Source organism: Lentimicrobium sp. L6, from assembly GCF_013166655.1.
Lineage (GTDB): Bacteria > Bacteroidota > Bacteroidia > Bacteroidales > UBA12170 > UBA12170.
In genome coordinates this window covers 1-19,607 of record NZ_JABKCA010000048.1, presented here as the reverse complement: position 1 = coordinate 19,607, position 19,607 = coordinate 1, and the positions used below count along the sequence as shown (strand labels likewise).

Here is a 19,607-nt window from a genome sequence, read left to right as displayed (position 1 = left end):
ATATATAATATTCTCATTACATCACTCCATCATCGCAGAAGATAGGCAATAGATGTAAGAATGGCTAAATTAGTGAAATGACAAAAACCAAAATCATTCCTCCCTAGTTTTTTTCAGATTTAAGTGAATCACGATCTGTAGAAATTCCTACTTTTGCATAAATCTATTTCATGAATTTTCAAAAGCCTCTTATTATTGATCTTAAACTAGCCTTGGAGAAAGCAGCAAAATACTGTGCCTACCAAGAACGATGTCATTGGGAAGTGGAAAGGAAATTAAAAGAATGGAATATTGATGAAGACATTCAAGACGAAGTGATTTCAGAACTTATTCAACAGAACTTCCTTAATGAAGAAAGATATGCCAAAGCATTTGTGCAAGGCAAAGTAAATATCAAGAAATGGGGACGATATAAGATAAAAATGGAACTACAATCACGTCAAATTTCCACATATTCTATAAATAAAGCACTACTAGAAATTGATGAGGAGAAATATATACTAAATTTGCAGGAATTATTACAAAAAAAGTCCCAGACTGTTATAGCTCAAAATGATTTTGAAAAGAAAATGAAACTTCTAAAATTCTTATCATCAAAAGGCTATGAAACAGAAATCATTAACGAACAGATAGAAAATCATGGTATTACAGGATGATATAAAAGCATTAAAAGCTCGAATAGATGCTTTGAGGAGGTATCTTTGACATTGATAGAAAGACAATCGAAGTCATAGAAACGGAAGAAAGAACACAGGCACCCGATTTCTGGGACAATGCCAAAGAAGCAGAGAAAATACTGAAAGAATTACGAAGCCTAAAGAAATGGGTCACAGATTTTGAGGAGGTCATAGAATCACATGGCGACCTAGAAGTCATGCTCGAGTTTCTACAAGCTGGAGAATCCATAGAAGAGGAGTTGGACGAGCAGTATCAAAGTTGCTTAAAGTTGATTGAGGATTTAGAGTTCCTCAACATGCTCAGCTCGGAAGAAGACAAGATGGGAGCCATCTTGAAAATTAATCCGGGTGCTGGCGGAACAGAAAGCCAAGACTGGGCCGAGATGCTCATGCGAATGTATATCCGTTGGGGAGAGGATAATGGCTTTAAGGTAAAAACCGTTGATTATCAAGAAGCCGATGTTGCAGGAATTAAAACAGTAAGCTTGGAGTTTGAAGGCGATTTTGCCTATGGATATTTAAAAGGAGAAAATGGCGTACATCGCCTAGTTAGAATCTCTCCATTCGACTCTGCTGGTAAGAGACACACTTCCTTTGCCTCGGTATATTCCTATCCTATTATTGACGATGCCATAGAGATCGCTATTAATCCTGCACATATTTCTTGGGATACTTTCCGTTCTAGCGGTCCTGGTGGCCAGAATGTAAACAAAGTAGAAACAGCAGTACGTTTAAAACACTCAGAAAGTGGATTGATTATAGAATGTCAAGAAACCCGCTCGCAAGGCCAAAACCGAGAGAAAGCCATGCAGATGCTCAAATCACAGCTCTATGAGATTGAGTTGAGAAAAAAGCAAGAAGCCTTAGATGCCATAGAAAATACGAAAAAGAAAATAGAATGGGGATCACAGATTCGTAATTATGTAATGCATCCTTATAAGTTAGTAAAAGACTTAAGAACCAGCTATGAAACTTCCAATGTCCAATCGGTAATGGATGGTAATTTAAACGGATTTATCAAAGCCTATTTAATGGAATATGGTTCTTCACATACTGAACAAAAGGGAATTTAATGGTAATAACAGCCTAATAATGATTAAAGGTTTCTCGTTACACTTTGAAATTAATGTGCTTTGGCAACTGAATAGGAAGAAGATATTTGCTTTAGACAAAGCTAAAAACAAAACATCGGTTAAATCAACTACTTTAAGGTCATTTTAATCACTTCAATTCTGTTTTCAGTCGCTTTCACTATTTTAAAACAGTAGTCCTTAATAGTTATTTCTTCGCCTGGATGGGGGATACTTCCACTATTGATGATAATATAGCCAGCTAGAGTTTCATAGTCTTCGCCTTCTGGAATTCTCAAGTGATATTTTTCATTGATATGATCTATTTCAATTCGTGCAGAAAACAGGTATTCTTTCTCACTGATTTTACGCTCTATTTGCATTTCTTTATCATGTTCATCTTGAATTTCGCCAAAAATCTCCTCCATAATATCTTCCATGGAAACGATACCACTGGTTCCTCCAAACTCATCAACAACTACAGCTATCGATTTATTCTTTTTAATGAATAAAGAAAGAGCCAAATGTGCCATCATAGTCTCAGGTATAAAATCAATTGGCCTCAGAATCTTCCCAAGATCCTCAGGCTTTCTAAACAAATCGAAGCTATGTATGTACCCTATAATATTATCAATATTATCACGATAAACCATTATTTTAGAGTGACCGCTAGCCACAAAAAGATTTTTTACTATCAGTAAATCCTCAGTCACTTCCACCGCTTGAACCTCTGTTCGGGGGATCATGCATTCTCTAATTTTTACGGTACGGAAATCAATAGCATTTTTAAAAATCTCTTTCTCTTGCTCTCCAATACTCAAACTTTCTTCAGCCTCATTTATATCCTGCACCAACTCATTGAGCTCGATAGACGAAAATTGCTCTTCTTCTTCTCTTAACTTTAAACCAAATCCAAATCGTAGAATTGCAGAGGCCATCCAATACACAAACACCACAATAGGCGTTAATAGATAATACAGAACAAAAATAGGGATAGTGAAGAATCTCAAAATCCTATTAGGATTAACACTGAATAAAACTTTAGGAATAAACTCAGCCATAATTAAAATAACTATCGTAGAAATAATAGTTTGAGCCAAAAGAATCATAAAATCATTACTCCCAAGTGGCCCAAGCATTTCAACCAATGGTTGCTGTAAAATCTTTGCTGCAGCAAATCCATAAAAAACCAAGGATACATTATTACCCAAAAGCAAAGTGGCAATGAGTTTGTTTGGATGCTTATATATGGCATATAACCAAGGCTTGGAACTTCCTTTCTTCTCAATCTCCATTCTTAAGCGAGAAGAACTTACAAAAGCTATTTCTAATCCACTAAACAAAGCAGAAAAAAGCAAACTCCACAGTATGATATAATAGTCATTCATCATTTTATGGTATCTTCTTCAACAATATCAATAGTAGCGCGAACCTGAAACAATTCAAAATGGTCTAAATTCTCACTGGCTCTCATACTATCACCGTGCATGATCCTTCCATTTTCTTTAATGGTAACAAAAGCATCGTTCCACACCTTCTGCTTAGCTTGGTCCCAATAAAGCACTTCTGTGAGAAGTTCTTTACCTTTTTTATGATCGTAGATAATGACATTCTTACGAACTTCCATCATCTTTTTCTTTTCATAACTAATGGCATAGTCCGATTCTATTTCCGAGGTCAGAGCATCAATGGAATCGTAGAAAAACACATGTATTCCATCGGGGAATAACATATAGGGATCATCCCCATAATATTTTAATAATTGTGGGCTTTTCAGAACTACCTTTAAATGGCCTGAATCAGAAAAATGCACCACTATATTTTTGGCCGATTCAGCTGGCAAAGTATCCTGACTGGTAAGATTTTGGATGGTAGCCATCTCATTCTCACAAGAAAAAAGCATAGCCAGTATAAAAATACTGGCCATGCTTTTCGCGATAAAACGATATGTTTTTAGTATATTCAATTACATTTATTTAGCTGCTCTCACAGTTGTATTTTCGTTAATCCAGCATTCAACTTTATAAGGAGCACCTTCTACCAAGTCGTGGAAGAAGATTTTATCCACCTGAGGGAAGTATTTTGACCAAGTAGCTATTCTTTTGTTAGCAAGCTCTGCTAATTCTGGATCCGCTTTTTTAGCTTGATAATACTTATCTACAGCAGCCCAATAAGCTGTTTTCTTAGTTAAATCATTATCTCCACATTGGTCAGCTGAAGCAGCATACATATCACCAATTAAAACATAAGACATACCGTCTTTAGGGTTTAATTTTAAAGCTTTAAGGGCATAAGTTCTAGCTTTAGGGTATTGATTTAACTTATAATAGATTTTCCCTAAATCACTTAAGATGTCCGCTTGTTCTCTTGGGTCTTCAATCATTCCAACAGCTTCTTCCATCAATACAGCAGCATCAGTATAGTTCTCTTTAGCAATTAGCATTTTACCCATGAGCATAGCTGCATTTGGTGTTGGCTCTAGAGTGTATAGTTTTTCAGTAGCTGTAAAAAACAATGGAGAATCAGTACACTTTTTCTTTTTCAAGATTTTAGTTACTTTTTTCAAAAGGTCAATATCTTCTGGTGTTTCTTCCATTTTCTTTGCATAAATTCCAACTAAGGCATCACAAGTAGCATAAGGCTCAAAAGTCTTTTCTACATTACCTCTTGCATTTTCCCATCGTGCTAATAATTTAGGGTCATCTGCACTGGCATCAATATTTTCATCAATCAAAGTACTTAATTCATCGTAAGTATCTACAACAAGTGTCTCTTCAGCTTTTCCCATTTTAACCATCTTGATGGTAGCACGGAAATAATAAACCAAATTTGATACAGAAGAATTCCCTTGCTCCAAAGCAACAGATTCTTTTAAATAATTATATGCTTTCTCCGCATTTTCAGGAGATTTCTGCATCAACTCAACACCTAATCTTCCATAAAGGTCACCTTTTTGGCTTTGTCCTTTTCTTGTTGGGAAGTTTTCTAAGCGTTGTAAATATATCATCTCAATAGAATCCACATAGGCTTGCTTTTGCTCTTCCGGTGCTTTATTGAACCTAAATTCCATCATTTTAACACCATCCAAATACATATTCTGAGAAGCCATAGGACAGCCATTATATACTTTTCTCCAAGGTTTGATGGCATCATTAATAGCTTCACTTTTATAACCAGTAGACTTCCATTGCTTAAAATATTCTCTGTATAAAGAAAGATTAACAATACAGGTTGCACTATCTTCACCGTATTTACCATCCCCAAATAATTCACTATTATTGGTATTCAGGTTTTCCTCAAAATTATAGCTGTTAGAACTGGCAAAACTTGAAAGGCCAATTAAAACTGCTATTGCCGTGTATAGGATCTTTGCATTCATGATACTCTATTTTTTATAAATATTTACTTTTTCTAAACCAGGTTTCTTTTATCGAAACTCCTAACATTACTCTAAAGAATCTTTCTTGGATGAGTCCTTTTTCTACCGTCCCATTTTGTCCCAATTCGAAACCTAAGTTAACAAAGGTTTGACTCTTTCGCAAAGGTAAGCCAAATCCGACAGATAAAGCATACTCTTTCATTTCACTATCAGCAAACTTCATGCCGAGATGCTCATATCTAAATCCCATACGATAATGAACCATCTTCCAATAAGCAGATAGGTTGTTGCTTTCAGGGATAAATTCCGCTCCAATATTTGCTCTTAATTTATTACTTAAATCAAGTTGACTATCCAAATATTTGAAATCTTTCCAATTCTCAAAACGAAAATCAGCAGCTACTGTCAATTTATCCTTCTTTACCCAACTGACTCCAAAACCTAAGGAATAAGGAAGCCTAACGCTGTTTTTCTCTTTTTCCCAAACGCGAATTGTATCTACTGTATTATTGTTATAAGTGTCATCACCCAAATAGGTAACTGCTGCATAATCTGTTTCTGCATTTAATTTAGATTCGTTTCCGTAAGTCAATCCAAATCCTAAAGTATTATTGGCATTCAAAGGCAAATGATATTGCATACCCAATTCAAAGAATAATCCATTTAAATGAACAGATTCTTTTACTAATGAATTAAAGATATAAGCCGAATCAGGGAAATTCACTGTTCTTGAATGCTCTAATTTACCAAAATAATAAGAAGAGTTGATACCAAATGCCAATCTCTTGTTAACGGAAAAAGCATTAGACCAAGAAATAGCGTCCATTCCGCCATCGCCATCATACAAATACTCTGCACGCCCCACATTATCAATATCATCAAAGTCGTTTACCTCATATCCCACACTAGAATATGGAAGCAGAAGAACTCCAGTTTTCCACCATCGTGTTACAGGAAATGCAAATGCCAGATGATTGATGTTTGCAGAGGAGAATGAACTTTCCAAATCGTTGGTACGATAGGTAGAATTATTCATGGACACGCCCACACTTCCAACAAATGAAAGACTATCAATACCTGACAATCCAGCTGGATTCATCATATTGATATACATGGGGCTTCTCAGTGCAATATCCACACCTCCCATGCTAAGCGCTCTAATGTTTCCCTTAGCATAGCTATCACCTAATCCAATAAAAGAATAAGGAGAAGTTACAGTCCCTTGAGAATAGCCAAATGAAGCCATTCCTAGCAAGATGGTCAACACAAATAGTAGTTTTTTTCTATAGATCATTATAGTCCAGTATATAATTTAAGCCTTCGAGCACTAAATTTTCGCTTGCAAAGATGTCATATTTTAGGCTTTTTTCAAAATAAATAGCATCTCCACCTGTTAAAATAATTTTTAAATCTGAGAATTGATTCTCATATGCTTGTATCATGGTACTTAGCTCAGCTATGGCACCATTCACAATTCCACTTTGAAGACAAGATTCTGTATCATCTCCAACTAATTTTACTTGTAATCTAGGTTCAACTAATGGCAATTGATCCGTAAAATGATTTAATGCCTTAGCTCTAAGATGAATTCCCAATGAAATAGCTCCTCCAAGATAATTAGCATCTTTTGTAAGGATTTCATATGTTATGCTACTTCCTGCGTCAATAATTAACACATTCCGATTGGGAAAACATTTAAAAGCGCCAATAGCCGCAGCAATCCTATCTTTACCAAGAGTTACAGGAGTTTTATATGCATTATTAATGGGTATCTTAGTTTCATGATCGAATAACAGAAATTGGAAATTTTGCTTTAAATAATGTAGAAGATGCAAATCGATATGAACTACCGTGCTCAAAATAGCGCTATTCATTTGCGGATACTTCTGTCTAAATAGCTCTATAATTGTGACAATATCTGAGCTGGTAGATTGTAATTCCACCAAGCTATCGCCATGAAAAACAGCTGCTTTCCTTAATGTATTGCCGAAGTCTAATACCAGTTTATAATCCATGAATGTTAATTAAAGGCCAAAACTACTTGATTTTATGTCAACCTAAAGATAATGACTGCTATTCTTAACAATTATTAACCCCGAACTAGTCGTCTCATCATAAGATTCATCCAAAGAAGATAGAACACTGATTTTGCGGATGAACACTGATTATTTCTTAGATATTCATGAATTCTCACAGATGAAGCCAATTAACACCAATTCCATTTCTCCCAATCACCAGTTCGCCTTTCTCCCTTTCTCCAACTCTCCTGCTCATTAAAATAACAATCTCATATGTTTACACGATTCAAAAACGAAACTTCAAACTTTAATTAAAAAAATCTGACCATTTCTTTATCTTTGCAAAAATTTTGAAAAAATGGAACTTACAGCTCTTAATGCCATATCTCCTATTGATGGAAGATATAGAAGTAAAACAGAAAAATTAGGGGAGTATTTCTCTGAGGAAGGTTTGATTAAATATCGCGTTCAAGTAGAGGTGGAATACTTCATTAGCCTATGCGAAATCCCTCTTCCTCAATTGAAAGATTTTAATTCTAATCTTTTTAAGGATTTACGCCTTATTTATGAAGCATTTAAAAGTAGTGATGCCTTAAGAATTAAGGATATTGAATCCATAACGAATCACGATGTAAAAGCTGTGGAGTATTTCTTAAAAGAAAAATTCGATGCCTTAAACCTGAGCCAATATAAAGAGTTTATCCATTTTGGACTCACCAGTCAAGATATTAATAATACCGCTACTCCTTTAAGCTTAAAACTTGGATTTGAAGCCGTGATTATGCCTGCTTTAAATGAACTTAGAGAACTATTAATGAGTAGAGCAAATGATTGGAAAAACATTCCCATGTTGGCTCGTACTCATGGACAAGCAGCTTCTCCAACTAGCTTAGGAAAAGAGATTTATGTTTTTGTGGAGCGTTTAGATAATCAATTTAAAATGCTTGAACAAATCCCTTATGCTGCCAAGTTTGGTGGTGCTACAGGTAATTTCAATGCACATCATGTGGCTTATCCTCAGATTAATTGGGTAGAATTTGGAAATAAATTTGTTGCTGAAAAGCTAGGGCTTTCTCGTCTACAAAATACCACTCAAATTGAGCATTACGACTATATGGCTGCCTTTTTCGATAATTTGAAAAGAATCAATAATATCATGATGGATTTGGACCGTGATATCTGGACTTATGTCAGCATGGATTATTTTAAGCAAAAGATTAAAAAAGGAGAAGTTGGTTCTTCAGCTATGCCGCATAAAGTAAATCCTATTGACTTCGAAAACTCTGAAGGAAATATAGGACTAGCTAATGCCATTATGGAGCACTTGGCAGCAAAACTGCCCGTTTCTCGTTTACAAAGAGACTTAACAGATTCTACAGTAACCCGTAATCTTGGAGTACCTCTAGGACATATGATTATTGCCATTCTATCTTTACAAAAAGGATTAGGTAAATTGATTCTTAATGAAGCCAAATTAGCTGCTGATTTAGAAAACAACTGGCCTGTAGTTGCTGAGGCTATCCAGACTATTCTGCGTAGAGAAAACTATCCAAATCCTTATGAGGCGTTAAAAGATCTAACCCGTACCAACGAAAAGATAAACGCAGAAAGCATAGCTGTTTTTGTTGAGAATCTTGAAGTTTCGGATGCTGTAAAGGAGGAATTGAAAAGAATTACACCTTCTAATTATACCGGAATCATCAATTTCTAATAAAAAATATAACTGTCTGAATTTCTAGATAGCGTAGACTCAGTTTTTTTTGTTTGCCCCTACTCTAAAGGAATCAAAAAAAAACGATATTACCTACGATGTTCAGACAGCCATCATAATATCATACACCTCAAACAAAAGTGAAAGTCAGCGGTTTTACCTTCATCAGAAATGCAGTACTCTACGATTATCCTATTGTAGAAAGCATCCAAAGTATTTTACCACTTTGCGATGAAGTAGTGGTTGCCGTTGGAAAATCGGAGGATGCCACTTTAAAACTTATTCAGGATATTCCATCGGGTAAGATCAGAATTATTGAAACCGAGTGGGATTTGAGTTTACGAGAAGGTGGTAGAGTTCTGGCAGAGGAAACCAATAAGGCATTAGCCCATGTGAGCAAAGACAGCGATTGGGGTTTCTATATTCAAGGCGATGAAGTGGTTCATGAGAAATATCATAAGACCATAAAATCTGCTATGAATAAATATAAAGAGGATGGTGAAGTTGAAGGATTGCTCTTCAAGTACCTACACTTTTATGGTTCCTATGATTTTGTTGGAGACAGCCGAAAATGGTATAGACGAGAAATACGAGTGATTAAAAATAATCCCAATTTCCAGTCTTATAAAGATGCACAAGGCTTCAGAAATAATGGACAAAAGCTCCAGGTAAAAGAAATAGATGCCTATATATATCATTATGGCTGGGTGAAGCCTCCCGAGATGCAATCTGCCAAAATAAAGAACTTCCTCAGTCTTTGGCATTCGGATGATTATGTGGCCAAAAACCAACCTCAAGGACAATTTGATTATAGCCAAATAGATAGCTTAAAACTCTTCGATGGAACGCAGCCTGAGGTGATGAAGAATAGAATAGAGAAATTAAACTGGAGCTTTGATTTCGATCCTACGAAAAAGAATTTCGGATTAAAAAACTGGTTTCTTTATCACCTGGAGAACTTAACTGGGATTCGTATTGGGGAGTATAAGAATTATCGGAAGGTTTAGAAAGTTGAATGCTTGAATAAGTTAATGAAAAAATGATAGAATAAGTGCTTTTTCCTACACTTTACAATTCCTTACTACTCTTTACAATTCCATACCCTTCCTTACAACCCTTTACTTTTCCTTACAATTCTTCAAAATAATACAGCCAGTACAGATCATAAGATCCATACCAGCTGGTATTCCTTTATTCATTAATAATTTAGAGGCTTAGGTTATTCTTTCTTCGCCTCTATTTTTATTTTTCTTCTTGGGAAGTAAAAACCTTCTTACCTGCATAGGCCCCGCTTAAAGCCACCAAAATAGTTAGACCAGAAGCAATAGGAGCGCCACCGCCGGGAGGAGCATCACCATTGGTTCCATGACCACCAGGCATTCCTGGAGGATCGGCTTGAACAGGACTCGTGATTAAAAATGCGGCAACCATAATAAGACCAATGGCTAATGTTTTAAATATATTTTTCATTTTTCAAATTTTATTCGTTTTCATCCACTTTAAAAGCATATTTCTATTTGCGCTACTAAGTGGTCTTATTATTTCTTATAAACCTTGTTAGTATATACGACATCTTCACTCTGGATAGTCACCAAGTAAATACCTGTACTTCCGTTTACAGATATGCGTTTCATACTCTCCTTACTCATTTGAGCTTGCCCCACCAACTGTCCATTAGTATTATAGATAAAGATGTCCGCATCTAAATCTTGAGCATGATTGATATAAACTACATCCTCCACAGCATAAACCTGAGGTGCATTTTCTTCACTTAATTCCTCAACAGCGGTTACGCCATTAAAATGTAATAGGAAACGATTGGCATTGTCTTCTGTGGTGGCTTGGAAGGTATATGAAGGATTCTCACGAACATTAGTCATGATTCCTGTCTCCAAATCTTCTAAATTAATTCTTACCGTATTAAAGAAAGAATCCATTCCTGAGAAATCTAATGTTAGTTCTTCGTTTTCTTGAAGATATAAACCAAGAGGAACTGTAATCGTTTCTTCGGAATGGTTTAAACAATTTATTGAATACTGTATACCGTCTATTTCAGAATAGATTTGTGGGATGGTTGCCCAACCGAAGAGTTTGTATGCATCAGCATGGAAATCAAATTCCTCAGTGGCATCATCTCTAAACTGGAAGTATGTTTTATTAGATGAGTTATCACCAACTAAATCTACAACTAAAACCTCTTCAAAAGCATTTGATGACTTCTCGTACTGATTTGTGGTATGTACCTGATCATCTGTCGCAATACCTATCGAGGAAGCTGCACTTACTTGTACAAAGAATCCTTGATGTGGAGGAATATGACCATTAGGAAAATCACTAACAGCTGCTCCATTTGATGACTTATAAGTACCATCGGCAGGATTTACAATATAAAATGCACCTCCAATATTTCCTGCAGAATTATCCAAAGCTGTCCAATCTAGTCCTGAACAATATGGATTTCCTATTAAGTTCCAACCATCTCCTTCTCCAGCAGTATAGGTTAATGGTATTCCATTAACACCTACAATATATGAGCTAGAATTTAAACTACCTATAAACTCAAAAACACCACCTGTATTATCAGCAAATAAATAGCCTAAACCATTTTGAAATTCAGTTTGACCAAATGTTCCACCCTCATAATTAAGCCATTTCTCATCTGCTACAGTAGTTTCTCCCCATCTGTACAAATCAAACGTTCCACTTACAAAATCAGACCCCGAAATGGTCATATTATGAACTGGAGATGATAGAAAATGCCAACCATCACTGTTACCAGTATAGGGAGTTATATATCTTTCAACTGTAGTACTAGTGAAAGATAATTTCTCTTGCCCAGTTAATGATGCATCACCTGATGCGTCAGATTTAAGAGTTATTGTATTACATTCACCATTGACATCTACAGTTAAAGCTCCAGTTGTTTGAACAATAACATCATCATGCTGCCCTGGCACTCCATGGCCCCATGTAGAGCTACTACTCCAGTTGCCACTTCCAGAGACAATGCAATCTGCAACCCATTTATAATCGTCTGTGTTTTTTAAGCCGATATGAGTTCCAAAGTAAGCCTGAAGATCACCTTTAAGTATTATCAGTACTCCTTCATTAAGAAGAACATTGGATAAACCTAAGATTTCTCGAAGACCGTTGTCTGGAAGTTGGACGTATACCATGTTCAAATGATTTGTCTCATCCACATCATCCGCAATAGCAATATTTGTGCTACTGGAAAAAGGAGCCTCGATATTCACATTTGTTTCTGAAACAATATTTCCTACAATATAGCCTTTTACCCATTTATCACTAGTTCCAGAATTACTTAAAGCAATTGCCTCGGCACAAGAGTAAGGATTACTCATACTTCCATCACCAGAATTTGTGATATCAAAAGTACTACTTTCTAAAGATGAAATTTCACCTCCATCAGTATCAGCAGCAGTAATAGTTCTTCCTATAGCTTCAGTAGAAAATTTAAGATTACTAAAAGTTGCTACCCCGTTACTTGCATCTAAACTTGTTATTGCTGAACCAGAAAATGTTCCAGTAGTGGTCATAGTTACAGTGGAGCCTCCTCCATTTTCATCTGCATCCACATTTCCATTTTCATCTGTAAAAGCAACCTCAACAGCTGGGTTCATAGCAACATCAATACTTACATCGCTTGGCTGTTGGTTATAAGTAAACTGAGTAGCGTCAACGTCGATAGTAAAATCGTTAGAGTTAAAATCACCACCGCTAAAAGTAGCCATAAAACCGGTTCCACTAGCATCAGAAGTAAACCCATGATTATCTGCATCCACCATAAATGAGAGAATTTCGCCATCGGATAATCCAGATGCATTCAAATAAATAGAAAGGGTTAACTCTTCAAAATCTCCATCTGCAATATCAAGATTACCTGAAGAAATTGTAAAATCTATATATGTATCTGTTATATCTACTGTTGCAGTAACATCAGAGCTACCATCATTTAATACAGCTCCCTGAATATGATCAGTCCAATCTGCTGTGTTAGTAGTATGTGGTTTAATTCTTACTTTTGATATATGGGTTGGTAATCCGTCGGTATCTCCACCATCACCAATATACATATTGAAGACACTTACTCTTTCAGCATACGTATCATCTAATGAACTAATACTATTAGCCCCAGGTTGAGATCCTGTGGTATATGCTTCTGCGTCGGTATCATTTCCTCCACCAAAAGCCGTTCCTTTTAAAATAATATTATCCACCCCAAAAGCTTCATAATTCGCATTGGCGTCACAAACAATTTTTATATTCATCGAAGTCCCTGTACCAGAGAAATTATTCGTCGCAATTGTTGTCAGGGCATATGTAAGGGTTGTCCCATTTACTGTATTAATTCCACTAGATGCATTTCCAGTCAGCGAAATAGGTTCATTAGTACCATCTCCTCCAGCAGCAAAGCTAAACAATGTATTCCATGTTCCTCCATCAATTTGATATTCTACAAACAAATCATCTGCCTCATCCCAATCACTAGGTACTGCACCAAAGTCTGCATAAAGCTCAAAATTATCATACCCAGAGATACTGATAGATGAAAATAATAATTCCCCAGGGCTTCCACTGTTAATAGTATTAGGGTTTGAACCAACAAACAACCAGCTATTTGTAACATTTGTATAAGGCCCCACTGATCCCTCATAAATATCACCATTCGATGGTTCTGCCCTATGAAAATATTGATCTCCAGGATCACTACTTGGTGTTTGCGAAGGAGTATGAGAATAACCAGTTAAATCCGTCTCAAAATCTTGAGAGTATAACACATCCTGCCCAAAACCAGCAAAAGCAAACCCAACAAACAACAATAAAAAATAAATCTTTTTCATAAATAAGTATTTTAAGTATATACGTTAATTGAAAATCCGGCTGCGTAAACAGCGGTTAATTTTGGTGAGTTCTTCCAGAAATTTCTCTCTAATTAATATAGAGCAAACATAAACAAATAGGTTTTTTGGATAGGTATTCCAATGTAATGTTTATGTTAAGAATCGAGCTTGATTAGCTAATGTGCGAATATAGAAGATATTATGAAAATTTCAAAATCAATTTATCAAGAATGTGTTGAAATCTTTTGAGGAGGGTAGCAAAGTAGTGACGAGCTGGCGATAAGCAAACTGGTATGTTTGGAGATTAGGGTTTCTGTAGAATATGTTTAAAGTTTAAAGTTCAATGTTTAAAGTTCAATGATGAGTATATGTATAGAAATTAGGTCTCAAATCGAAGGGGTGAGGAGGAGACTGGGAGACTGGGTGGATTGGGGAGGAGGGGTTTCGGTAGAATATATTCCATGTTCCAAGTTTAAAGTTTAAGGTTGAGTATAAGTATAGGAATTTGGTTTTAAATCGATGGGGAGAGCTGGAGAGGCGGGGGAATGAGTGAATAAAGAAAATAGGAAGTTCCTTTATGAACTTGTGGCTTAGCGTGATGTTTTTTGAGAAAGTAAAGAACAGTAAGAAAAATTACCAAAACTTAGAAAAAGCATTTATTCTATCATTCCTGTATTTTACCATTCTATCATTACAATCCTTTGTGCCTTAGTGTCTTTGTGACCACACCCCTACTTACGCAACTCAAAGTTCTTACCTAGATAAACCCGTCTCACATGCTCATCTGAAGCCAATTCCTCGGCTGTTCCACTTTTTAAAACAGAACCCTCAAATAGTAAATAGGCCCTATCGGTAATCTTCAAGGTCTCATGTACATTATGATCAGTAATCAGTATGCCAATATTCTTTTCTTTCAACTTACTAACGATGGCTTGGATATCTTCTACAGCAATAGGATCTACTCCTGCGAATGGCTCATCTAAAAGAATAAATTTAGGATCTGCGGCTAAACATCTGGCTATTTCTGTTCTTCTTCTCTCTCCTCCCGACAATTGAATACCATGGCTTTTTCTGATATGCTGTAATCCGAATTCATCGAGTAGAGAATTGAGTTTTTCTTCTCTTTCATTAGCATTGAGCTTGGTAAACTCCAATACTGCACTGATATTATCCTCTACACTCATGGTACGGAATACGCTGGCTTCTTGGGCTAAATATCCTATTCCCAGCTGTGCCCGTTTATACATAGGCTCCTTGGTAATCTCTTGATCATCTAAATAAACAGCTCCATCATTGGGTTTAATCAATCCTACCATCATATAAAAGCTAGTGGTTTTCCCTGCTCCATTTGGACCCAAAAGCCCAACTATCTCACCTTGTTGCACATTCACTGTCACCCCTTTTACCACGGTGCGCTTGCCATATTTCTTGATGATGTTATCAGTTCTTAATATCATGGTACAAATTTATAAATTAAATGATAGCCTGTTAGGGGAATAATAATTTCGATGGGTGGATTTATGATTTTTTATACTAACACAGAATGCGGACAACTGATTTGACTGATTTACACTGATCTATTCTTAGAAGTCCACGGATTTTCACTGATTTATTTCTCTAGCTCGCCAGTTCACTATCTCTCCAGCTCTCCAATTCATTCATTCATTCATTCATTCATTCACACTCCAACTATCTAGCTCCTATATATTGTATTTTCACGCAAAGAAAATGCAAAGGAAAATCGCGAAGATCGCAAAGAAAATGGAACGCAGATAAAACGGATTTAATGGATTTGCACGGATTGATTTACCTTGAATACTTGACGCTGCGGTATGGACTAGCTTTAAAGCTTGAACTTTCTCCAGCTCTCTAACTCTCCAGCTCTCCAGTGACGCTATCCCATTAATGGCTATCATCCCTTACATTAGACCAAGTTTAGTTTTCATTTACTCAATCTACGACAGAATAATAGACAGGCTCAACCCTCTTAGGTTTTGGAGCCCTATTATTTAATTTAAACCACTAACTTTTAACTATTAGTGTTCACTGTTAACTGTTAGTTTTTAGTCGTTAGTTGTTAACTAAAAACTAAACTCAAGGGCAAAGAAAATACCAAATTTCTGTGCATTAGGATGATCGAAATGATTCATTCTCCAGATAAAATCCACACGGGCTATTTTGAAGATGTTTTCAATACCAACACCCATTTCGTAATATGGTCTGGTTAGTGAATAAGAATAGGATGGGAAGACTGAGAATTCCGCATTAGCCTCACTAATATTTCCTATGATTCCTTTGGCATGGATTACCTCGCGCCATTTTAGCTTACGGAGTAAGGGAATATGGTTAAAGAACAAACCATCGAAGTGATGGGTATAGAAAATGCTTACATATTCATCATTGATAAACTCATAATAGTTCATCAGGTTATAGGCATATTGGTCGCTGATTAGAGTTTGGTTACCTGGGGCTACTTCTAAAAGCGGATAAGGAACGGTTCCCCATAACTTACCTCCCTCTATCACATATTTACTCCAGCCAATACTCCCCACATTAAACCATTGTTTGGTTTGGAATATCATTCTAAAATATTCTTGATTGGAAGCAAAAAGACCGGGGATTCCATAAGTGGCATTGAGCTCAAAAATAGGATACTTAGTTCCTAAGCTAACCCGTTCAAACTCCCCCATCAAAAAACGTTCTTGATAGGCAAACCTCACTTTAACACTAATCTCCGAGGTTTTAATAGCAGCCACCTCAGCATACCCATCACCATCTTTAATCTCAAAAGTAGCCCCGCCTACCGGATACATTTTTCGCTGATTAAAAGTCAATTTAGTATTGAAACCATTAAACCACTCATGGTCATAAAATAATTTATAACCCTCCACTAAAGATTGCTTATCATTGGGGCTTCTTCGGAAAATGGAAGTCAGGAAATTATCTTCTGAAAAAGAAGTACTCCGTTGACCCAATTGCTCTAAATCGTATTTAAAATCAGCACCAACTTTACGATAAGGATTCTTCTTGATCATATACAAAAAGCCTCCTCCACCTTTTATTTGTTCATCTCTAAATCCATAAGCGGCATAACCATGGAGCATTAAGCGCGTTGAGAAATCGTTACTCGTTCTTCCTCCCAACCTCATGCGAAATCCTTCTATGGTATTATAGCTAATGGTTTTATAGGTGGGCCCAAACTCAAATTTTTCCCATTTCAGATAGCCACTGGTGAGCATATACATCACATCCACATAGGTGCGAAAAAGTGGGATACTCTTTACAGAATCTACCATCTCATAAATCCCTTGCTGATTTCTAGTGAGCGGAACATCACGATTCTGACTCCAATAGCTTTCATCTTTTTGATCCACCCGATCTGTCAACAACACATGAACAGGACTAGAGAAAATACTATCTGCTGGCTGTTGGTTGAATTTAAAATCGGAATAATAACTGGTTCGGCTGGTATAGAAACCAGGCACCTTCATGGTATTCTCAATGATGTTTAAATCCAATACAATCTTATCTTTGGAAAGCACCCATTTATCTTCTACCAAATCATATTCCAAACTCATGGCAATATCATTAATATAATTGATATTGGCATCTACAGCAGCTTTCATGTCTACTCGTGCAACAGCAAAAGTAGTATCATGAATCCAAAGTTCTCCAACAAAAGTCAACTCCTGTTTTCGCTTGGGTTTAAACATTAAATGGAAACAAGATTTCGAGCCCATCATGGTGGTATCTAATATGATATAATCATAGGTAGACCTTCCATTATTTGAAATGGGGCTGATAAAGTTTTTATCGAAAATGGAGATATAATTATCGTAGACATTTACTTCTTGGTATAAGCCTCCCATAAACTGACTGAGACTTTCATTTTCGAAACCAGACATCTGAGAACCCAAAATCACTTCACGAGTAGAACTAGGACTGGCACGACGATAAACTCGGCTTACTGTTTCCGTTAAAAACAAAGGCAAGTAAGCTTTTCCATTTACAGTAGAAGTATCTATATAATTAAAGACCACTTGAAATTTTTTGAGGAGTCTGTTTTTTTGAAACCTGTCGTTCACATTATTGGCATCCACTTGAACTTTATTATAAAGTCTGTATTCGAGAAACTCATACTCTTTAGGATTATTCTCTTCTTTATGATTAATGATTTTATTAAAAAGGATAACCATGGGGTCAGATTCCGCAAATATCTCCACTTCATTAAGACTAAACTCTGAGGGTTCTAAGAAGTATTCAAGCTTCTGAAAAGAGCCTTTTTTTATTCTTTTATAATCATTATGAAATCCCAAAGAAGAAGCCACCAAAGTATCGGAAGGAATATCTACTTCTAGGGAGAACTCTCCATCAAAACCAGCAGACACACCAATAGTGGTATTTTTAAAATACACATTGGCAAAAGGGATGGGCTCTTTACTGTGAGCATCCTTAACCACTCCCATTATTTTTGTTAATTGAGCCAAAGAAAACAGAGGAATCAATAACAATAGAAGTAGCAATAAAAGATATGGTTTTTTAAATGACATGGATGTTAAAGAATCCCTTCTTTTAAAATATCATGAAGATGGATAACACCTACATATTCGCCATTTTTGGTCACCAAAACCTGAGTGATATTATTCATACGCATCATATTTAAGGCATCTACCAATAAAGTATCATGAGCAATGGTCTTAGGAGCGACATTCATAATTTCTGCCGCAATTAACTTTGAATAATCCACCTGAACCTGCAACATTCTACGTAAATCACCATCGGTAATCATTCCTTTGATTTCCCCATCATCAATTACAGCAGTAGCTCCAAGCCTCTTTGTGGTCATTTCTACTATCACGTCCGAAATAGAAGTACCAGAATTCACCATAGGTTTCTCATTATTATTAAAGATATCCTCAGCTTTAAGGTATAATTTCTTTCCAAGCGCTCCTCCGGGATGTACTTTTGCAAAGTCTTCGGTGGAAAACCCTCTCATTTCGAGTAAGGCCACAGCTAGGGCATCTCCCATAACGAGTTGTGCAGTAGTAGAAGTAGTGGGTGCCAAATTATTAGGACAAGCCTCTTTTTCTACAGTAACGTCTAAAACGAAATTAGCTTTTTGAGCCAAATAAGAATCTGTATTTCCAGTGATGGCAATGATGGTATTTCCACGGAATTTAATCAGCGGTAATAAGACTTTAATCTCTGGAGTATCTCCACTTTTACTGATGGCCAATACCACATCATCTTTTAAGATAATCCCCAAATCGCCGTGAATAGCGTCCGCTGCATGCATAAAAATGGCAGGTGTTCCTGTAGAATTCAAGGTAGAAACAATCTTCTGCGCAATATTGGCACTCTTACCAATTCCAGTCACTATCACTCTTCCCTTTGAAAGAAATACGGCTTCTACAGCTTTCGCAAAATCTTCGGTAAGTTGATTCGACAAGTTTTGTATACCTTGTGCTTCTTGCTCAAATACTTTCTGAGCAATTTTTTTGATATCCTGATTTGCTTTCATAATTATGCATGATTTGAATATGCAAAGATACGTGCTATTTTTCGAAAACAAACTGAGGACTTGTTATAAGAATGTTTAAGAAATGCTAAATTGTGGGAAGCTGGAAGTTTGAATAGAGAAGCAGGAATACGGAAGTTCGAAGCTTAGGACTCTGGACAAATAGACATTGCTCAAGCGGAAATGTTTTCCGCTGGTTATTTCGGGTCACATTAAAAATTATGGGGAGCAATGTTTTTTTTAGCCTTTTCATAGTTAAATTGCTATTAAGCAATAATAACTTTGGAATTAGGCGGGGTGGTCTCTCCCAAACACGACGAAGTGTAATCGGTGAATTATAGAATATTAGATTTTTCAGCAAAGGGCTTTAGC

14 protein-coding genes are annotated in these 19,607 nt (G+C 36.2%); 4 read left to right on the top strand and 10 right to left on the bottom strand.

Annotated elements, in window-relative coordinates; genetic code table 11:
- Window positions 1–170: 170 nt before the first annotated feature.
- A complete protein-coding gene (locus tag HNS38_RS12750) occupies window positions 171–656 on the top strand; it encodes a regulatory protein RecX (protein ID WP_216663716.1) in 486 nt (161 codons plus the stop codon).
- Window positions 640–1,750 (top strand): peptide chain release factor 2 gene (gene prfB / locus HNS38_RS12745; RefSeq protein WP_172277516.1). Its coding sequence is split into 2 segments (ribosomal slippage): window positions 640–702 and window positions 704–1,750, totalling 1,110 coding nucleotides; the frame shifts between segments, so codons are not numbered across the junction. The genes HNS38_RS12750 and prfB overlap by 17 nt, the downstream gene beginning before the upstream one ends.
- A 128-nt stretch (window positions 1,751–1,878) precedes the next feature.
- On the opposite strand, the gene HNS38_RS12740 is transcribed toward prfB, so the two are convergent.
- From HNS38_RS12740 to HNS38_RS12720, 5 genes are read right to left on the bottom strand one after another with little or no spacing between them, the layout of a single operon-like run.
- Window positions 1,879–3,138, bottom strand: coding sequence for a hemolysin family protein (locus HNS38_RS12740; RefSeq protein WP_216663715.1), 1,260 nt, complete (start codon window positions 3,136–3,138; stop codon window positions 1,879–1,881).
- Window positions 3,135–3,713: an LPS export ABC transporter periplasmic protein LptC gene (lptC, locus tag HNS38_RS12735; RefSeq protein ID WP_172277523.1), complete on the bottom strand. Its 579-nt coding sequence runs from the start codon at window positions 3,711–3,713 to the stop codon at window positions 3,135–3,137. Before lptC ends, HNS38_RS12740 begins: the two co-directional genes overlap by 4 nt.
- A 6-nt stretch (window positions 3,714–3,719) precedes the next feature.
- Complete coding sequence (locus tag HNS38_RS12730; protein ID WP_172277526.1) at window positions 3,720–5,126, bottom strand: M48 family metallopeptidase; 1,407 nt, start codon at window positions 5,124–5,126, stop codon at window positions 3,720–3,722.
- Window positions 5,127–5,139: 13 nt separating this feature from the next.
- Complete coding sequence (locus HNS38_RS12725) at window positions 5,140–6,420, bottom strand: hypothetical protein (RefSeq protein ID WP_216663714.1); 1,281 nt, start codon at window positions 6,418–6,420, stop codon at window positions 5,140–5,142.
- A complete protein-coding gene (locus HNS38_RS12720) occupies window positions 6,410–7,141 on the bottom strand; it encodes a type III pantothenate kinase (protein WP_172277532.1) in 732 nt (243 codons plus the stop codon). Before HNS38_RS12720 ends, HNS38_RS12725 begins: the two co-directional genes overlap by 11 nt.
- Before the next feature lie 361 nt (window positions 7,142–7,502).
- Between HNS38_RS12720 and purB the strand changes: the two genes are divergently transcribed.
- On the top strand, window positions 7,503–8,855 hold the full coding sequence (purB, locus tag HNS38_RS12715) for an adenylosuccinate lyase (RefSeq protein ID WP_172277535.1): 1,353 nt from the start codon (window positions 7,503–7,505) through the stop codon (window positions 8,853–8,855).
- A 140-nt stretch (window positions 8,856–8,995) separates the two neighbouring features.
- Window positions 8,996–9,862, top strand: a complete 867-nt coding sequence (locus tag HNS38_RS12710; protein WP_172346568.1) for a glycosyltransferase family 2 protein — start codon at window positions 8,996–8,998, stop codon at window positions 9,860–9,862.
- Window positions 9,863–10,097: 235 nt separating this feature from the next.
- Here HNS38_RS12710 and HNS38_RS12705 read toward each other — a convergent pair whose 3' ends face one another.
- From HNS38_RS12705 to HNS38_RS12685, 5 genes are all read right to left on the bottom strand, one after another.
- On the bottom strand, window positions 10,098–10,325 hold the full coding sequence (locus HNS38_RS12705) for a hypothetical protein (protein WP_172346567.1): 228 nt from the start codon (window positions 10,323–10,325) through the stop codon (window positions 10,098–10,100).
- A 68-nt stretch (window positions 10,326–10,393) separates the two neighbouring features.
- Window positions 10,394–13,717: a DUF6359 domain-containing protein gene (locus HNS38_RS12700; RefSeq protein ID WP_172277544.1), complete on the bottom strand. Its 3,324-nt coding sequence runs from the start codon at window positions 13,715–13,717 to the stop codon at window positions 10,394–10,396.
- 731 nt (window positions 13,718–14,448) lie between these two features.
- Window positions 14,449–15,174: an LPS export ABC transporter ATP-binding protein gene (gene lptB / locus HNS38_RS12695; protein ID WP_172277548.1), complete on the bottom strand. Its 726-nt coding sequence runs from the start codon at window positions 15,172–15,174 to the stop codon at window positions 14,449–14,451.
- Between the two features lie 624 nt (window positions 15,175–15,798).
- Window positions 15,799–18,240, bottom strand: a complete 2,442-nt coding sequence (locus HNS38_RS12690; protein ID WP_172346566.1) for a DUF5686 and carboxypeptidase-like regulatory domain-containing protein — start codon at window positions 18,238–18,240, stop codon at window positions 15,799–15,801.
- A 32-nt stretch (window positions 18,241–18,272) separates the two neighbouring features.
- Window positions 18,273–19,238, bottom strand: coding sequence for an SIS domain-containing protein (locus HNS38_RS12685; RefSeq protein ID WP_172277555.1), 966 nt, complete (start codon window positions 19,236–19,238; stop codon window positions 18,273–18,275).
- Window positions 19,239–19,607 lie beyond the last annotated feature (369 nt).

Coding starts and splice junctions, on each gene's coding strand:
- HNS38_RS12750 (WP_216663716.1), top strand. CDS start 171: ATGAATTTTCAAAAGCCTCTTATTATTGATCTTAAACTAGCCTTGGAG.
- HNS38_RS12740 (WP_216663715.1), bottom strand. CDS start 3,138: ATGATGAATGACTATTATATCATACTGTGGAGTTTGCTTTTTTCTGCT.
- HNS38_RS12730 (WP_172277526.1), bottom strand. CDS start 5,126: ATGAATGCAAAGATCCTATACACGGCAATAGCAGTTTTAATTGGCCTT.
- HNS38_RS12725 (WP_216663714.1), bottom strand. CDS start 6,420: ATGATCTATAGAAAAAAACTACTATTTGTGTTGACCATCTTGCTAGGA.
- HNS38_RS12720 (WP_172277532.1), bottom strand. CDS start 7,141: ATGGATTATAAACTGGTATTAGACTTCGGCAATACATTAAGGAAAGCA.
- purB (WP_172277535.1), top strand. CDS start 7,503: ATGGAACTTACAGCTCTTAATGCCATATCTCCTATTGATGGAAGATAT.
- HNS38_RS12705 (WP_172346567.1), bottom strand. CDS start 10,325: ATGAAAAATATATTTAAAACATTAGCCATTGGTCTTATTATGGTTGCC.
- HNS38_RS12700 (WP_172277544.1), bottom strand. CDS start 13,717: ATGAAAAAGATTTATTTTTTATTGTTGTTTGTTGGGTTTGCTTTTGCT.
- lptB (WP_172277548.1), bottom strand. CDS start 15,174: ATGATATTAAGAACTGATAACATCATCAAGAAATATGGCAAGCGCACC.
- HNS38_RS12685 (WP_172277555.1), bottom strand. CDS start 19,238: ATGAAAGCAAATCAGGATATCAAAAAAATTGCTCAGAAAGTATTTGAG.